The sequence below is a fragment of the Streptomyces xingningensis genome, assembly GCF_054957865.1.
In genome coordinates this window covers 1-15,949 of record NZ_JBDJPF010000096.1, presented here as the reverse complement: position 1 = coordinate 15,949, position 15,949 = coordinate 1, and the positions used below count along the sequence as shown (strand labels likewise).

General features: G+C 72.8%; 9 protein-coding genes and 1 pseudogene. 7 read left to right on the top strand and 3 right to left on the bottom strand.

Annotated elements, in window-relative coordinates:
• Positions 1–277: 277 nt before the first annotated feature.
• The 3 genes and pseudogenes from ABCR83_RS30720 to ABCR83_RS30710 all read left to right on the top strand — a co-directional run bounded on the left by ABCR83_RS30720 (position 278) and on the right by ABCR83_RS30710 (position 3,520).
• Positions 278–1,927 carry a phytoene desaturase family protein gene (locus tag ABCR83_RS30720; protein WP_462698524.1) on the top strand — a complete coding sequence of 550 codons (1,650 nt, stop codon included), beginning with the start codon at positions 278–280 and terminating at the stop codon, positions 1,925–1,927.
• 144 nt (positions 1,928–2,071) lie between these two features.
• Positions 2,072–2,737, top strand: a pseudogene (locus ABCR83_RS30715) (lysophospholipid acyltransferase family protein); the annotation flags it as partial.
• A gap of 342 nt (positions 2,738–3,079) precedes the next feature.
• Positions 3,080–3,520, top strand: a complete 441-nt coding sequence (locus ABCR83_RS30710; protein ID WP_462698523.1) for a hypothetical protein — start codon at positions 3,080–3,082, stop codon at positions 3,518–3,520.
• A gap of 2 nt (positions 3,521–3,522) precedes the next feature.
• Here ABCR83_RS30710 and ABCR83_RS30705 read toward each other — a convergent pair whose 3' ends face one another.
• On the bottom strand, positions 3,523–4,644 hold the full coding sequence (locus tag ABCR83_RS30705) for a uroporphyrinogen-III synthase (RefSeq protein ID WP_462698522.1): 1,122 nt from the start codon (positions 4,642–4,644) through the stop codon (positions 3,523–3,525).
• 190 nt (positions 4,645–4,834) lie between these two features.
• Here ABCR83_RS30705 and ABCR83_RS30700 point away from each other — a divergent pair, with 190 nt between their 5' ends.
• The 4 genes from ABCR83_RS30700 to nirD are packed head-to-tail and all read left to right on the top strand — an operon-like array spanning position 4,835 to position 12,403.
• A complete protein-coding gene (locus tag ABCR83_RS30700) occupies positions 4,835–6,973 on the top strand; it encodes a molybdopterin oxidoreductase family protein (RefSeq protein WP_462698521.1) in 2,139 nt (712 codons plus the stop codon).
• On the top strand, positions 6,970–8,193 hold the full coding sequence (locus ABCR83_RS30695) for an NAD(P)/FAD-dependent oxidoreductase (protein ID WP_462698520.1): 1,224 nt from the start codon (positions 6,970–6,972) through the stop codon (positions 8,191–8,193). Before ABCR83_RS30700 ends, ABCR83_RS30695 begins: the two co-directional genes overlap by 4 nt.
• Before the next feature lie 47 nt (positions 8,194–8,240).
• Positions 8,241–10,733, top strand: a complete 2,493-nt coding sequence (gene nirB, locus ABCR83_RS30690) for a nitrite reductase large subunit NirB (protein WP_462698525.1) — start codon at positions 8,241–8,243, stop codon at positions 10,731–10,733.
• Complete coding sequence (gene nirD, locus ABCR83_RS30685; RefSeq protein WP_462698519.1) at positions 10,730–12,403, top strand: nitrite reductase small subunit NirD; 1,674 nt, start codon at positions 10,730–10,732, stop codon at positions 12,401–12,403. Before nirB ends, nirD begins: the two co-directional genes overlap by 4 nt.
• A gap of 12 nt (positions 12,404–12,415) precedes the next feature.
• Here nirD and ABCR83_RS30680 read toward each other — a convergent pair whose 3' ends face one another.
• A complete protein-coding gene (locus ABCR83_RS30680) occupies positions 12,416–15,085 on the bottom strand; it encodes a SpoIIE family protein phosphatase (RefSeq protein WP_462698518.1) in 2,670 nt (889 codons plus the stop codon).
• A 9-nt stretch (positions 15,086–15,094) separates the two neighbouring features.
• Positions 15,095–15,949 (bottom strand): AAA-associated domain-containing protein (locus ABCR83_RS30675; RefSeq protein ID WP_462698517.1); only part of this gene is annotated, 855 nt, incomplete at its 5' end.

Below are 15,949 nucleotides of genomic sequence, written 5' to 3'. Positions count from 1 at the left end.
CAAAAGGTCCTGGCTGCATAACCAAGGACTCTACGTTTTCAGGGGATTGACACACGGCTCCCTTACCGGCCCTGCCAACTCCCGGCAACGGCCTCGGCCGTACCGCAGCAACCCCACGACGCAGTACGCCTATTCCTCCCGGATGACCATGGGCGGGCGGACCATCAGCTCGGTCGTCTACTGCCTGGTCGGGATCGTTTCCTATGCGCGGTGAGGAGGGTTCCGCCGCTGTTCGTCCGTGCTTTTCCGGTTGGCGGACCCCGTGCCAGAATCGACCATGCAGCGTTATGACGTGGTGGTGGTCGGCAGCGGCCACAACGCACTGGTCACGGCGGCATACCTGGCCCGGGCGGGCTGGGGTGTCGTCGTCCTGGAGGGGAACGACCGGCCCGGCGGGCTGGTCCGCACCGAGGAACTCACCGTGCCCGGCTTCCGGCATGACACCTATTCCTCGGCGCATCCGCTGTTCACCTCCGGCCCCGCCTATGCCGAGCTGGGGCCGGAGCTGGCCGCGCTCGGTCTCACCTACCGCAACTCCCGTTATTGCATCGGGGTTTCGATGCCGGGCGCGCGAATGTCGGGCGGGCGAATGTCGGGCGCACGAACGTCGGACTTGCGAATGTCGGACTCGCGAACAGGGGTGTTCTCCACCCGTCCCGAGGAGAACCTTGCCGAGGCCGAGCGCCTGGCGCCGGGTGACGGCGCCGCGCTCGGCGCGCTGCTGAAGGACTTCGAACCGTATGCCGGGCCGGTGTTCGGGCTGTTCGCGGCGGAGCTCAGCAGTCCGGAGTCGGCCCGGATCATCCACGGTCTGATGCACGAGAACGGGCACTACTCGGAGTTCGCACAGCTCTTTCTGCGCACCGCCCGTGACCTGCTCGAGCACCGGTTCCGCTCGCCGGTGATCCATGGGCTGCTGGCCCCCTGGGCGCTGCATCTGGGCCGTGGGCCCGACGAGGTGAACAGCGCCTTCTGGGCCGTACTGGTGCTGCTCGCCGTGACCGCGGCCGGAATGCCCACCCCCGAGGGCGGCAGCGGGCAGCTCGCCCGGACGCTGGCGGCCCTGGTCGAACAGCATGGCGGGCGGGTCGAGACCCGGCGCTGGGTGGACCGGATTCTGGTGCGCCGGGGCCGTGCCGTCGGGGTGCGTACGGCGGACGGCGAGGTCGTGCACGCCGACCGGGCCGTCGTCGCCTCGGTCAATCCCGACCAGCTGTATCTGAAGCTGCTCGCCCATGGGGGCGGTGTGGTACCGCCCGGGATCCGTCGGCAGGCGAGCGGGTACCGCTATGGGCGCGGCTGTGTGCAGATCCATCTGGCGCTCTCCGAGCCGCCGCGGTTCGAGGACGAACGGCTGGCGGCCACCGGGCAGTTACATCTCACCGATGGGCTGGACGCGCTGTCCCGTTCGGTCAACGAGGCGACCCGGGGGCTGCTTCCGGGGGAGCCGACGATCTCCTTCGACACCCCGTCCGCCGCGGACCCCTCGCGCTGCCCGGCCGGTGCGGCCGTGGCCCGGCTGCAGCTGCTCGACATTCCGCTGCGGCTGAAGGGCGACGCCGCCGGGGAGATCGACACCGGTGACGGCTGGAACGAGTGGGTGAAGGACGCCTTCGCCGACCGGGTGATCGAGCACGTCGGCCGGCATGCGCCCAATGTGCCGGGCGCGATCCTCGGACGGCATGTGATCGGTCCGGCGGACCTGGCCCGGTTCAACCCCAACTGCGGGCCGGGCGACCCCTATGGCGGAAGCCATGAGCTGGGCCAGAGCTATCTGTTGCGGCCGCTGCCCGGCCAACCTTCGCACCGGACCGTGGTGCCGAATCTGTTCATGGTCGGTGCGGGGACCTGGCCGGGGCACGGGGTCAACGGGGGCTCCGGCTATATCGTCGCCAAGGAGCTGATTGGCCGAGCGCTGGTTGGCTGAGCGCTGATCGGCCGAGTGCGGTGCGGCGAGACGGCGTGGGCACCGGGTGGCCGATTAGGCCCACTCCCCGAGGTCCCCGCACCCCGGCTAGCGTGCCTCGGCGCGGGGGTCACTCAGGGCAACTCGTGCAGGGGGCTCGCTGGCATGTTCTACTTCGTGTTCAAGTCCATGGTGCTGGTACCGCTGTTACGGTGGATCTTCCGGCCGCGGGTCGAGGGGGCGGAGCACCTGCCGCAGCGGGGCGCGGCGATCATCGCGGGGAACCATCTGTCGTTCTGTGATCATTTTCTGCTGCCCTCGGTGGTCAGGCGGCGGATCACCTTTCTCGCCAAGATGGAGTACTTCACGGGGAAAGGGCTCAAGGGGCGGCTCACCGCGGCGTTCTTCCGCGGGGTCGGGCAGATTCCGGTGGACCGGTCGGGCAAGCAGGCGGCGCAGGCGGCCGTCGATACCGCGCTGGGGGTGCTGGCGGACGGGGAGTTGCTCGGCATCTACCCGGAGGGGACCCGCTCGCACGACGGGCGGCTGTACAAGGGCAAGGTCGGGGTGGCGGCCATGGCGCTGCGGTCGGGGGCGCCGGTGATTCCCTGCGCGATGATCGGGACGTTCGAGGCGCAGCCGGCGGGGCGGCGGTTGCCCCGTCTGGTGCCGGTCACCATCCGGTTCGGGGAGCCGCTGGACTTCTCCCGGTACGCGGGGATGGACGACCAGCGGGCCGTGCTGCGGGCCGCCACCGACGAGATCATGTACGCGATCCTCAGGCTCTCGGAGCAGGAGTATGTCGACACCTATGCGGCCGAGGCCAAGGCCGCGCTGCGGGCCACGGCCGTGCCGGTGTCCGTCAGAGAAGGCCAATCGCCGCCGGCAGCAGATTGCCCACACCCGGTGCCAGTGCGCAGGCCAAGGCCGATCCGGTCAGTGCGCGGCACACGCCGAGCGCCGGCCCCAGCAGGAACACGGACGGCAGTACGCCGCAAATCACCTTGGCGTTGAGGGGGTTGAGCCCGTAGTCGCCGAGGTGGACCACGGCCCAGTCCCCATCCCGGGCATCGTCCTGGTCTCCCGGACCGGTACCGGAACACCCGCCAGGACTGTCAGTGCCGGCCGGTAGAGTGCGCGTCCTCATATCGAACGCAGCACCGTGGGGAGCTCATGCGCACAGAACTCGCCGACACCACCCGTCGGTTGGCCGCCGTGCTGTGGCGTCAGCACAGCGTGTACCGCGACCGGGCGGGTGGCATGGTGATCCGGGGTGACCATGTCCAGCGCTGGATCAGCCTCGCTCCCACCGGCAGTTCGGGTGAGGTCCTGATACGGGCCGGCCGCATTCTCGACGGCGGCACCACCGCCCCCGCACGCTCGGAGGCGGTGGTACCGATCACCGGCGGGACGGAGGCGCTGGCCGCGGTCTGCCGCCGCCTGCTGGCCGAGACTGCCCCCGCCGAAGAACCGCCGCCGTCGCGGCCGGCGCCCGTCCGGCGCCCGGTGAAGGCCAGGCGGACCCGCCGCTCCTCCTGGGTGATCATCGCGACGGTGACCGGCGTCGTGGCCCTCGTCCTGCTCGTCTCCTACCGTGCCCGCAGTGGCATGTGAGGTCATCGGGTGCTCAGGCAGTAACCGCGTTTGGGCACCGTGCGGATCAGCCCGGCATGCGGGCCCAGCGCCTTGCGCAGCCGGGCGATGGACACCTCCACCGCGTGCCCGTCGGCCCGGCCGTCCGGCCAGGCCCGGCCGAGCAGTTCGGCCCGGCTGAGCACCCGCCCACGGCGCTCGGCGAGGACCCGCAGCACGGCCGCCTGCTGGGGCGGCAGCCACACCGGCCCCCCGGCGCAGAGCAGTGCGTTGCCCTGCAGCACCAACGGCTCGGGGGCGGGCCGCAGTTCCCACCGGCCGCGCCGGGGCAGGACCCGGTCCAGCGTCCGTACCAGCGCACCGAGCCGGCCCCGCTCCGGACAGTGCACCGGCACCTCGGCCGCCAGCAGCGGCTGGGCGCACAACGGCCCGACGCAGAAGGCCGGTACCTCCTCGCGCAGCGCCCCGAGCAGCCGCTCCCGCAGGCCGGCCGTGGCCGCCGCCTCCAGCAGGGCCACCACGGCCGGTGCACTGGTGAAGGTGAGCGCGTGCACCTCCGCGCGCACCGTCGCCTCCACCAGCCGGCGTACCGGCTCCGGATCCCCGGGCGGACCCCACCGGTATACCGGAGCCTCGATGACCTCCGCGCCCCGCTCCCGCAGGGCGGCCGCAAAGCTCTCCAGCGGTGCGCCGTGTTCCTGGACGGCCACCCGCCGACCGCGCAGATCGCGGGCGAGCAGCCAGCACAGCAACTCCTGACTGGCCTCGGTGGCAGGTGAATACGCCTCCTCGAGACCGCTGGCCCGCACCGCCCCGGTGGCCTTGGGGCCACGGCTGACGACCATGGCTCCCCGGCACAGCCGGACCAGCGCATCGGAGGTGCCCCACCCCTCGGCGGCGCTCATCCAGCCCCGCCAGCCCACGCCCGTGGTGGCGACGACATAGTCCAGCGGCGCGGAAAGGCAGCGCTCGGTGGCCCGGCGCAGGGCGGTGTCATCGCCGAGCGGCACCAGGCTCAGGGCCGGTGCCTCGATGACCCGGGCGCCCCGGCGCACCAGCAGCGCCACCAGCTCCTCGCGGCGGCGGGCCGCCGTCACCCCGACGGTGAAGCCGGTCAGCGGCCCGGCGGCCGTGGTGGTTCCCATGCGCGCAGGCTCCCGCCCCCGTGTTGCCGCAGGGTTGCGCCCCTGTGATGCGGGGGTCAGCACCGGCCCGTCCGTGTTAACAACCGATGCCCCGGACATCACCGGGCCATGGACCGGGCGTGCGGGGACCGTACCCTGCCCGCAACATCCCGGACCCCGCCCCGGCACAGGCGGCACCGATACTCGAGTCATGACGACGACCGACACCCACTGCCCCTACTGCGCCCTGCAGTGCGGCATGCGACTGCGGCCCACGGCCCCCGGCGCACCGTCCGGCGCACCGCCGGTGGAGGTCGGCGAACGCCCCGCCTTCCCGGTCAACGAGGGGGCGCTGTGCGGCAAGGGGCGTACGGCCGCGGCCGTACTGGCGGGTGCCGCCCGGCTGACCGCCCCGCTGATCCGCGATCCGCGCACGGGAGTTCTGGGCGAGGCGTCCTGGGACCGGGCCCTGGACCGGGTGGCGGCCGGTCTCCGGGAGACCGCCGCCCGGTCCGGGGCCGCGTCGGTCGGGGTCTTCGGCGGTGGCGGCCTGACCAATGAGAAGGCCTATCTGCTGGGGAAGTTCGCCCGGGTGGTGCTGCGCACCCCGCACATCGACTACAACGGGCGCTTCTGCATGTCCTCGGCCGCCGCCGCGCACCGGGCGGCCTTCGGCCTCGACCGCGGGCTGCCGTTCCCGCTCGAGGACATCGCCGGCACCGGCTGTGTCATCCTGGCCGGCGCCAACCCCGCCGAGACCATGCCGCCCGCGCTGCGCTACTTCACCCGGATGCGAGCGGCCGGCGGCCGGCTGATCGTGGTCGATCCGCGCCGCACCCGGACCGCCGAGCACGCCGATCTCCATCTGCGCCCGGCCCCGGGCACCGATCTGGCGCTCGCCCTGGGCCTGTTGCACCTGGCGATGGCCGACGGCCTGCTGGACGAGGAGTTCATCGCCGCCCGTACCACCGGCTTCGAGCGGGCCCGGGCCGCGGCCATGGCCCACTGGCCCGAGCGGGTGGAGGAGATCACCGGAGTGCCGGTGCCCCAACTGCGCGAAGCCGTGGGGATGTTCGCCGCCGCCCGGTCGGGCATGGTCCTCACTGCCCGCGGCAGCGAGCAGCACAGCAAGGGCACCGACACCGTCCGCGCCTGGATCAACCTGTGCCTGGCCACCGGCAAGGCCGGGCGCCCCGGCAGCGGTTATGGCTGTCTGACCGGCCAGGGCAACGGCCAGGGCGGCCGCGAACACGGGCAGAAGGCCGACCAGCTCCCCGGCTACCGCTCCCTGACCGACCCCGAGGCCCGGGCCCAGGTCGCGGCCGTCTGGGGAGTGCACCCCGACACCCTGCCCGGACCGGGCCTGTCCGCCTATGAGTTACTCGACCGGGCGGGCACCCCCGACGGCGTCCGGGCGCTGCTCCTGCTGGGGTCCAACCCGGTGGTCTCGGCCCCGAACGCCGCCCACATCACCGAGCGCCTCACCTCCCTCGACTTCCTGGCCGTCGCCGATGTGGTGCTCTCGGAGACCGCGGCCCTGGCCGATGTGGTCCTGCCGGTGGCCCAGTGGGCCGAGGAGACCGGCACCACCACCAACCTCGAGGGCCGGGTCATCCTGCGCCAGAGTGCCGTCGCGCCCCCGGACGGGGTCCGCACCGATCTGTCCGTGCTCAAGGAACTGGCCGCCCGGCTGGGCGTGGACCGGGGCTTCCCCGACGATCCCGAGGCGGTCTTCGAGGAACTGCGGCGTGCCTCGGCGGGCGGCCCCGCCGACTACGCGGGCATCAGCTACCGGCGCATCCGGGCCGAGAACGGCGTCTTCTGGCCCTGCCCCGACCCCGCCCACCCGGGAACGCCGCGCCTGTTCCTCGACCGCTTCGCCACCCCCGACGGCCGGGCCCGCTTCGCCGAGGTGAGCCATCGCCCGCAGGCCGAGGAGACCGACCCCGCCTATCCGCTGCACCTGACCACCGGCCGGGTCGCCGCCCAGTACCAGAGCGGCGCCCAGACCCGGCGGGTCGCCGAACTGAACGCGGCCGCCCCCGGCCCCTTCGTCGAACTCCACCCGCACCTGGCCGAGCGCCTGGGCGTCACCGAGGGAGACCTGCTGGCGGTCACCAGCCGCCGCGGCCGCTCCCTCGCCCCCGCCAGGATCACCCGCGCCATCCGCCCCGACACCGTCTTCATGCCCTTCCACTGGAGCGGACCGGGCCGGGCCAACACCCTGACCAACCCCGCCCTGGACCCCCAGTCGAAGATGCCGGAGTTCAAGGTCTGCGCGGTACGGGTGGAGGCGGTACGGGTGGAAGCGGTACGGGAGGAAAAGGCCGCGCCGGGTGGCCGGTCATGAGCGCGGCACGGATCGCGGTGGTCGGCGCCGGCCCGGCCGCCGCCCGCTTCGCCCACCAGCTGCTGTCCCAAGTGCCCGCTCATGCAGTTGAGTTGACGCTGTATGGAGCGGAGCGGCACCCGCCGTACAACCGCACCCTGCTCGCCGAGGCCCTCACCGGCCGCTATCACAACACCGCCCTCGGGCTGCCGTATGGGACGGCCACCGAGGTCCGCACCGGCACCGAGGTCACGGCCGTCGACCCCGGCGCCCGGGCGATCCGCCTCGCCGACGGCGCCACCGTCCGCTACGACCACCTGGTCCTCGCCACCGGAGCCGCCCCCGTCCTGCCCGCCCTGCGCGGGCTGCGGGCCGGCGACGGCAGCCTCCTCGGCCATGTCCACCCCCTGCGCACCCTCGACGACTGCCAACGCCTCAGGGACGACGCCCGGCAGGCCACCCGGGCCGTGGTGATCGGCGGGGGAGTGCTCGGCGTCGGCGCCGCCCGGGCCCTGGCGGACAGCGGACTGGCCACCCACATCATCGACCACGCACCCCGGTTGATGGCCCGGCACCTGGACGCCGAGGCCGCCCGACTGGTACGCCGACACCTCACCGCCCTCGGTGTGGTCACCCACCTCGGCACCCGCCCCCTCGCCCTGCACGGCACCGACCGGGTCCGCGCCGTCGAACTGGCCACCGGCCACCGGCTGGAGACCGACCTGGTGGTCCTCGCCTGCGGAGTGCGCCCGCGCACCGCCCTGGCCCGGGCCGCCGGGCTGCGGGTCGGCCGGGGCATCGTGATCGACGATCAGCTGGCCACCTCGGCCCCGCACATCCACGCCATCGGCGACTGCGCCGAACACCGCGGCGTCGTCCACGGGCAGGCCGGGCCCGCCTGGGAACAGGCCGACGTGCTCGCCGCCCGCCTCTCCGGCACCAGTCCGCAGGCGCACTACCCCGGCACCCGCCCGCTGCTCCGGCTGACCGCCGGAAGCCTCCAACTCGCCGCCTTCGGCCCGCCGGACGCCCACCGCACCGACGTCCACGACGTTCTGCACCTTGCCGACGCCACCCGCGGGACCTGCAAAAGGCTTGTCCTGCACGGCGACCGGCTGGTGAGCGCCGTCCTGCTGGGCGACCTCGGCACGGTCGGCGACCTCATCCGCATCTGGCGGCGCGACGAGCCACTGCCCGCAGACCCCTCGCCCCTGCTCAACCCCGAAGGAGCCCACCCGTGACGTCGCCCACCACCCAACGCCGCCGCCTGGTCCTCGTCGGCCACGGCATGGTCGGCCAGCGGTTCCTGGAGGCCCTGTACGAACAACCGGGGGCGGCCGCGAACTGGCGGTCGACGGTACTCGCGGCCGAACCCCGGCCCGCGTACGACCGGGTCCGCCTCACCTCGGCCCTCACCGGAACCCCCGTCGACGAACTGTCCATGTGCCCGCCCGCCTTCCTCGGCACCCATGGCATCGAGCTGCGCCTGGGCGATCCCGCCGTCGCCGTGGACCGCCGTACCCGGTCCGTCACCACCGCCGCCGGCCACCGGGTGGGCTATGACGCGCTGATCCTGGCCACCGGCTCCGACCCCGTTGTGCCACCCGTACCGGGCCATGACGCCGAGGGCTGCCATGTCTACCGCACCATCGACGACGTCACCGCCATCCGCACCCGCGCGGCCGGGGCCCGGACCGGCGCCGTCGTCGGCGGCGGACTGCTCGGCCTGGAAGCCGCAGGGGCCCTGCGCGCCATGGGACTTGACACCCATGTGGTGGAGCTCGCACCACGGCTGATGGCTCTTCAGATCGACGAGACCGGCGGCGCACTGCTGCGCCGGGAGATCGAGGGCCTGGGAGTCGCCGTGCACACAGGAGCCGGCGCCCAGGCCATCGAGACCGGACCGGACGGCCGGGTCCGTGCGATGACGCTCTCCGACGGCACCGCCTTCGCCACCGACCTGGTGGTCTTCTCCGTGGGTGTACGGCCCCGGGACCGGCTCGCCCGGGACTGCGGCCTGCCCGTCGGCGAACGGGGCGGCATCACGGTGGACGCCCACTGCCGCACGGCCGACCCGCGGATCTGGGCCATCGGCGAATGCGCCCGCACCGTGGACGGCAAGGTGCATGGGCTGGTCGCCCCCGGCTACGCCATGGCCGAGACCGCGGCCCGCCGACTGTGCGGCTCCGGCGGCGAGTTCACCGGCAGCGACAACGCCACCAAGCTCAAGCTCCTGGGCGTGGAAGTGGCCAGTTTCGGCGATGCGCACGGCACCACCCACGGCGCGCTGGACGTCCTGTACGCCAACAGCAGGGCGGGCGTCTACAAGAAGCTGGTGATCGGCGCCGACGGCTCGCTGCTCGGCGGCATCCTCGTCGGGGACACCGACGCCTACCCCACCCTGCGCCCGCTCACGGGCAACGGCAAGCCACTGCCCGTACCGGCGGAGCGGCTGCTGTGGCCCCAACCGGCCGGATCACCGGCCTCGCCCGCCGCGCTGCCGGACGAGGCCGTCGTCTGCTCGTGCCACAACGTCACCAAGGCCACCATCCGGTCGGCGGTCGGGGAACGGAAGTGCACCTCCGTCCCCGCCGTCAAGAAGTGCACCAAGGCCGGTACCGGCTGCGGAAGTTGCGAACGGACCCTCGGCGCGATCGTCGCTGCCGAACTCGCCGCATCCGGTGTGCGGCCCGCCGGCGGGCTGTGCGAGCACTTCCCCCACACCCGCGCCGAACTCCACGAGATCGTCGGGGTCAAGGGCATCACCACCTTCACCCGGCTCCTCGCCGAATACGGCACCGGCCAGGGCTGCGCGATCTGCAAGCCGGCCGTCGCCTCCATCCTGGCCGGACTCGGCGACGCATCCCATGTCCTGGACGGTGAACAGGCCGCCCTCCAGGACACCAACGACCACTTCCTCGCCAACCTCCAGCGCAATGGCTCCTATTCCATCGTGCCGAGGATCCCCGGCGGCGAGATCACCCCCGACGGTCTGCTCACCATCGGTGCCATCGCCCGTGACTTCGGCCTCTATACGAAGATCACCGGCGGACAGCGCATCGACATGTTCGGTGCCACCGTCGACCAACTCCCCGAGATCTGGCGCCGCCTGGTGGATGCGGGCTTTGAATCCGGACACGCCTACGGCAAGGCCCTGCGCACCGTGAAATCCTGCGTCGGCCGGACCTGGTGCCGCTATGGCGTCCAGGACTCCGTCGCCCTCGCCATCGAACTCGAACTGCGCTACCGGGGCCTGCGCGCCCCGCACAAGATCAAAGCGGCCGTCTCCGGCTGTGCCCGGGAGTGTGCCGAGGCGCAGAGCAAGGACTTTGGTGTCATCGCCACCGCCGAGGGCTGGAACCTCTATGTCGGAGGCAATGGCGGCATGACGCCCCGCCACGCCGACCTGCTGCTGACGAACGCCGACCGGGCCACCCTCATCCGGACCGTCGACCGCTTCCTGATGTTCTACATCCGCACCGCCGACCGCCTTGAGCGCACCGCTCGCTGGCTGGAACGCCTCGAGGGCGGCCTGGGCCATCTGCGTGCCGTCATCGTCGACGACGCGCTCGGCATCGCCGAGGAACTCGACGAACTGATGGTCCGTCATGTCGACGGCTACCAGGACGAGTGGGCCGCGGCGCTGGCCGACCCCGAACGCCTGCGCCGCTTCGTCTCCTTCGTCAACGCCCCCGGCACCCCGGACCCCACCGTGCGGTTCGTCCCCGAACGCGCGCAGCTCCGCCCCGCCCGCCCGGACGAAAAGGCAAGCGCCCGATGAGCGACACCGAACTCACCCCGGACACGCTCGTCGAAATCGGCGACGGCACCACCTGGACCACCGTCTGCCGCTACGGCGACCTCACCCCCGGACGCGGCGTGACCGCACTCGTCGGCGGCGAACAGGTCGCCCTCTTCCGCGACCCCGGCGGAGCGCTCTACGCCCTGGACAACCGGGACCCCTTCAGCGACGCATGCGTCATCTCCCGTGGCATCACCGGGAGCCGGGGCGGCGTACCGGTGGTGACCTCACCCATGTACCGGCAGACCTTCGACCTGCGCACCGGCGCCTGCCTCGACGAGGACACCGCCCCCGACGGCACCCCGGCCGCCCTGCGCACCTGGGCGGTCCGCACCAATGCCCCCGCCCCCGCCCGTACCCTGCCGGAATGGCGGCCGGAGGACCCCGGCTTCTGGGAACGCACCGGCGCCCGCACCGCCCGCCGCAACCTGGTGCTGTCCGTCCTCACCGAACACATCGGGTTCTCGATCTGGAGCATGTGGTCGGTACTCGTCCTGTTCCTGGGGCCGGAGTACGGCATCGACCCCGCCGGGAAGTTCACGCTCACCGCCGTACCCACCGCCCTCGGCGCGGTCCTCCGGCTGCCCTACACCCAGGCGGTCGCCCGCTTCGGCGGCCGGAACTGGACCGTCATCAGCGGACTGCTGCTGCTCCTGCCCACCGCGCTGATGGCCCTCGTCCTCCGCCCGGGCGTCTCCTACACCACTCTGCTGGTCACCGCCGCAGTGGCGGGAGTCGGCGGCGGCAACTTCGCCTCCTCCATGGCCAACATCAACGCCTTCTACCCCCAGCGACTCAAGGGCCGGGCCCTGGGCATCAACGCCGGCGGCGGCAACCTCGGGGTGCCCGCCGTACAGCTCGTCGGCCTCCTGGTGCTGGCCACCGCCGGGGCCGGCCACCCCCGGCTGCTCCCGCTGGTCTACCTCCCGCTGATCGTGCTCACCGCCCTCGCGGCGGCGCTGCGGATGGACAACCTCCCCTCCTCCGGCGAGCGGTCCGCGCTGCGCGAGATCCTCGCCGACGGCCACACCTGGGCGGTCTCGGTGCTCTACATCGGCACCTTCGGCTCGTTCATCGGCTTTGGCTTCGCCTTCGGCCAGGTCCTCCAGGTGCAGTTCCAGCAGCAGTTCGACACCCCGGTCAAGGCGGCGGGCCTCACCTTCATCGGCCCGCTGCTGGGCTCCCTGTCCCGCCCGCTGGGCGGTGCCTGGGCCGACCGGTACGGCGGAGCCCGGGTGACCTTCGCCGTCTTCTCGGCCATGACGGCCTGCGCCGCGCTGATCCTGATCGCCGCCCAACAGCGGCTGCCCGTCTGGTTCTTCATCGGCTTCATCGTGCTCTTTGTGCTCAGCGGCATCGGCAACGGGTCGGTCTACCGCATGGTCCCCGTCGTCCACCACACCAGGGCGCTGGCCGCCATCCGGTCGGGCGCCGACCCCCGCACCGCCCAGGACACCGCACACCGTCACACCAGCGCCCTGATCGGCCTGGCGGGCGCGATCGGCGCCCTCGGCGGCCTGCTGGTCAACATCGCCTTCCGGCAGTCCTTCCTCGCCACCGGCAACGGCGACCCCGCCTACCTCGCGTTCCTGGTCTGCTATGTGGCCTGCGCCGTTCTCACCTTGCTGGTCTACCGTCGCCGGGCCTGACCGCCGGTCCGTTCAGGGCAGCGGCTGCTCGGCCCAGATGACCTTGCCCCCGGGGACATACCGGGTGCCCCAGCGGTCGGCGAGCTGGGCGACCAGGAACAGGCCGCGGCCGCCCTCGTCCTCGACGGCGGCATGCCGCAGATGCGGCGAGGTGCTGCTGGTGTCGGAAACCTCGCAGATCAGCTGGCGGTCGCGCAGCAGGCGCACCCCGATCGGGCCGGCGGCATGCCGGATCGCATTGGTGATGAGTTCGCTGAGGATCAGCTCGGTGGTGAACACCGCCTCCTCCAGCCCCCATTGGGCGAGCTGCCGGGTGACGGCGGCGCGCGCCCCGGCCACGACCGCGGGGTCGGAGGCAAGCTCCCACTCGGCGATCCGGTCCGTCGGCAGGATGCGGGTACGGGCGACGAGGAGGGCGATGTCATCGGTCTGGCGGTCGGGCAGCAGCGCGCCGAGCACCGCGTCACAGGTCTCCTCCGGCGACCGCCCCGGGTGCGCCAGTGTGTCGGCCAGGATCTGCAGCCCGGTGTCGATGTCCCGCCGACGGTCCTCGACCAGGCCGTCGGTGTACATGACCAGGCCGCTGCCCTCGGGCAGCCGCAGCTCCACCGCCTCGAAGGGCAGACCGCCCAGGCCGAGCGGCGGTCCCGCGGGCAGCTCGGGGAACTCCACGGTGCCATCGGGGTGGACGAGCGCGGGCAGGGGGTGGCCCGCCCGGGCGAGGGCACAGGTCCCGGAGACCGGGTCGTAGATCGCGTACAGACAGGTGGCGCCCATGACCGGCGCCTCCTCTTCCGCCGTGGCCGCCTCCTGGTCGATGCGCAGGACCAACTCGTCCAGATGGCCGAGGAGTTCCTCCGGTGGCAGGTCGAGCGAGGAGAAGTTCAGCACGGCCGTGCGCAGCCGCCCCATGGTGGCCGCCGCGTGCAGGCCGTGGCCGACCACGTCGCCGACGACCAGCGCGACCCGGGCACCGGGCAGCGGGATGACGTCGAACCAGTCGCCGCCCACCCCGGCCTGGGCGGGCAGATAACGGTAGGCCACGTCAAGGGCGTTCTGCTCGGGCAGGCCGCGCGGCAGCAGGCTGTGCTGGAGGGCGACGGCCATGGTGTGCTCGCGCGTGAAGCGGCGGGCGTTGTCGATGCACACCGCGGCGCGCGCCGCCAGCTCCTCGGCCAGCGACAAGTCGTCCTCCTCGAAGGGCGCGCTGTCGCGGGTGCGCCAGAAGGTGGCGATGCCCAGCAGCACGCCGCGGGCCTTCAGCGGCACGGTGATCATCGAGGCCATGCCATAGTCCTGCACCTGCTGGGCGCGTGCGGGGTCCTGGGCACGCCAGCCGTCGGAGACGGACAGGTCGGGGACGAGCACCGGCCTGCCGCTGACGAAACCGACGGCATGCGGCGTGGGGCCCGCGAAGGTGGTCAGCCGACCCGGCTGGTAGAGCGGGTTGTCGTCGCGCAGGCCGGTGACCGCCACCCGGCGCAGCACCGCGACCCTGCCGGGCCGCGCGGGCAGCAGGGGCTCGCCGCCGTGCAGCACCTGCTCGGCGAGGTCCACGGTGGCGTAGTCGGTGAACCGCGGCGAGGCCACCCGGGTGAGTTCCTCTGCCGTCTGCCGGACATCGAGAGTGGTGCCGATGGCCACACCCGCGTCGTACAGCAGCCGCAGGTGCTCCCGCGCGACCTCGGCCTTCCCCGCGAGCGCGCGCAGCTCGGTGGAGTCCCGCAGGGTGGCCACGCTGCCCGGCGGGCCGCCCCGGCGGTCCGTCGGCCGGTTGCTCACCGCCAGCAGCCGGTCCCCGACGGGCAGCACCTCGTCGGTGACGACGCGCCCGGACACCAGCAGCTCGGCCATCCGGGTGTCGAGGCCGAGACCGGTGACGGGCCGCCCCTCGGCGTCCGGCGCCAGGCCGAGCAGCCGGCGCGCCTCGTCGTTGGCGAGCAGCACCCGGCCGTCGCCGCCGACGATGACCACACCTTCGCGCACCGCGTGCAGCACCGCGTCGTGGTGTTCGTACATCCGGGTCATCTCGGCCGGGCCGAGACCATGGGTCTGCCGTCGCAGCCGCCTGCTCACCAGGGCCGTCCCGCCCGTCGCCAGGAGGAGCGCGCCGCCGCCCACGCCGAGGAGCACCGGCAGCTGGGCGCCGACCGCGCTGCTCACTTGGCTCGCCTTCATCCCGGATGACACCAGGCCGACGACGGTGCCGTCCGAGTCCGTCACCGGGACCACCGCCTGGACCTCGTCGCCGAGCGGGCCGTGCACGTCCTCGATCGTGACGTGCCCGTTCTGCGCCTGCGAGATGGTGCCGATGAACTTCTTCCCGATCAGCTCGGGAAGGGGGTGGGTGTAGCGGACGCCGTCCCGGTTCATCACGACGATGAAGTCGACCCCGGCCAGATGGCGGGTGGTCTCGGTGATCGGCTGGAGCACCAGGGACGGGTTGGGGCCGCGCAGCGTGGCCACCAGGCCCGGCCCGTTGGCGAACGCCTGGGCCGTCGCGAGCGAGCGGGCGCGCGCCGCGGCGAACCGGTCGCTGCGCGCCTGGAACAGCAGGGTGGTCACCGCGGCCACGACGAGCAGCAGCACGATCAGCACCTGCAGCGCAAACATCTGACCGGCGACGCTGCGGATGCCCGCCACCGACCGCAGGCGCGATCTCTGGCGCTGTCCCCGGGCCATGCCTTCTGTCTACCGTGCGTCGCGCCGCGCCGCGAACGGTGCGCCGGGGGCACCCCCCAGGTCCAGTGCGTACTGCTCGGGCGCCGCGTCATAGGAGTAGAGCTCGGCGTAGCGGCCCCAGTCGGTGGCGGTCTCCAGCTGCTCGGTGACCTGTTCGCTGGTGTAGTGGTGGGCCAGCAGATCGCGGAAGAAGCCCGCGCGCAGGGCGCCGCCGGTGCGGCGCAGGCTGGTGACGATCAGCTTGACCAGGGGGGCGGCCTCGACCACCGCCGCGGCGAAGATCCTCTTCGACTCCTGGACGTCCGCGCGGGCGAAGGCGGCGCCGCGCGGGGTCAGCAGCAGGTCGCCCTCGCGGATGACGGCGAAGCCCAGCAGGTCCAGGGCGTCGACCTGGGGCAGCAGGTCGTCGACCTCCAGGCCCAGCTCCTCGGCGAGGTCCGCGAGGTCGCAGCGGTCGCCGTGCTGGGCGATGATCTCGGCGAGGCCGGACAGGCCGTCGACGCTGGCCTGCGGGAGCGGCGTGTTGGCCAGGGTTCGCCTGGCGAGTTCGCAGGGTTCGGGCGTGGTCCGGCCCGGCAGGTGCGGGGCGGTCTCCTTCGCGCGGCCCGTCATGACCTGGTAGACGGCGTCGATGAGGGCGTCGAACTCGGGGGCGTTGCGGTCGCGGGGCCGCTCCAGCGGCACCTCGAAGGTGGCCTGCAGGGTGCCGGGGCGCGAGCCGAGGACGACCACCCGGTCGGCCATCAGCACGGCCTCCTCGATGTTGTGGGTGACCAGGACGACGGCCCGGGTGGGGAACTGGCCGGAGGCCCACAGTTCGAGCAGTTCGCCGCGCAGGTTCTCGGCGGTGAGCACGTCCAGGGC

What these genes read in the sequence shown, in the direction of transcription:
- ABCR83_RS30680 (WP_462698518.1), bottom strand. Translation starts at nt 15,085, where the DNA reads ATGGCCCGGGGACAGCGCCAGAGATCGCGCCTGCGGTCGGTGGCGGGC.
- ABCR83_RS30705 (WP_462698522.1), bottom strand. Translation starts at nt 4,644, where the DNA reads ATGGGAACCACCACGGCCGCCGGGCCGCTGACCGGCTTCACCGTCGGG.
- ABCR83_RS30700 (WP_462698521.1), top strand. Translation starts at nt 4,835, where the DNA reads ATGACGACGACCGACACCCACTGCCCCTACTGCGCCCTGCAGTGCGGC.
- ABCR83_RS30695 (WP_462698520.1), top strand. Translation starts at nt 6,970, where the DNA reads ATGAGCGCGGCACGGATCGCGGTGGTCGGCGCCGGCCCGGCCGCCGCC.
- nirD (WP_462698519.1), top strand. Translation starts at nt 10,730, where the DNA reads ATGAGCGACACCGAACTCACCCCGGACACGCTCGTCGAAATCGGCGAC.
- ABCR83_RS30710 (WP_462698523.1), top strand. Translation starts at nt 3,080, where the DNA reads ATGCGCACAGAACTCGCCGACACCACCCGTCGGTTGGCCGCCGTGCTG.
- ABCR83_RS30720 (WP_462698524.1), top strand. Translation starts at nt 278, where the DNA reads ATGCAGCGTTATGACGTGGTGGTGGTCGGCAGCGGCCACAACGCACTG.
- nirB (WP_462698525.1), top strand. Translation starts at nt 8,241, where the DNA reads ATGGTCGGCCAGCGGTTCCTGGAGGCCCTGTACGAACAACCGGGGGCG.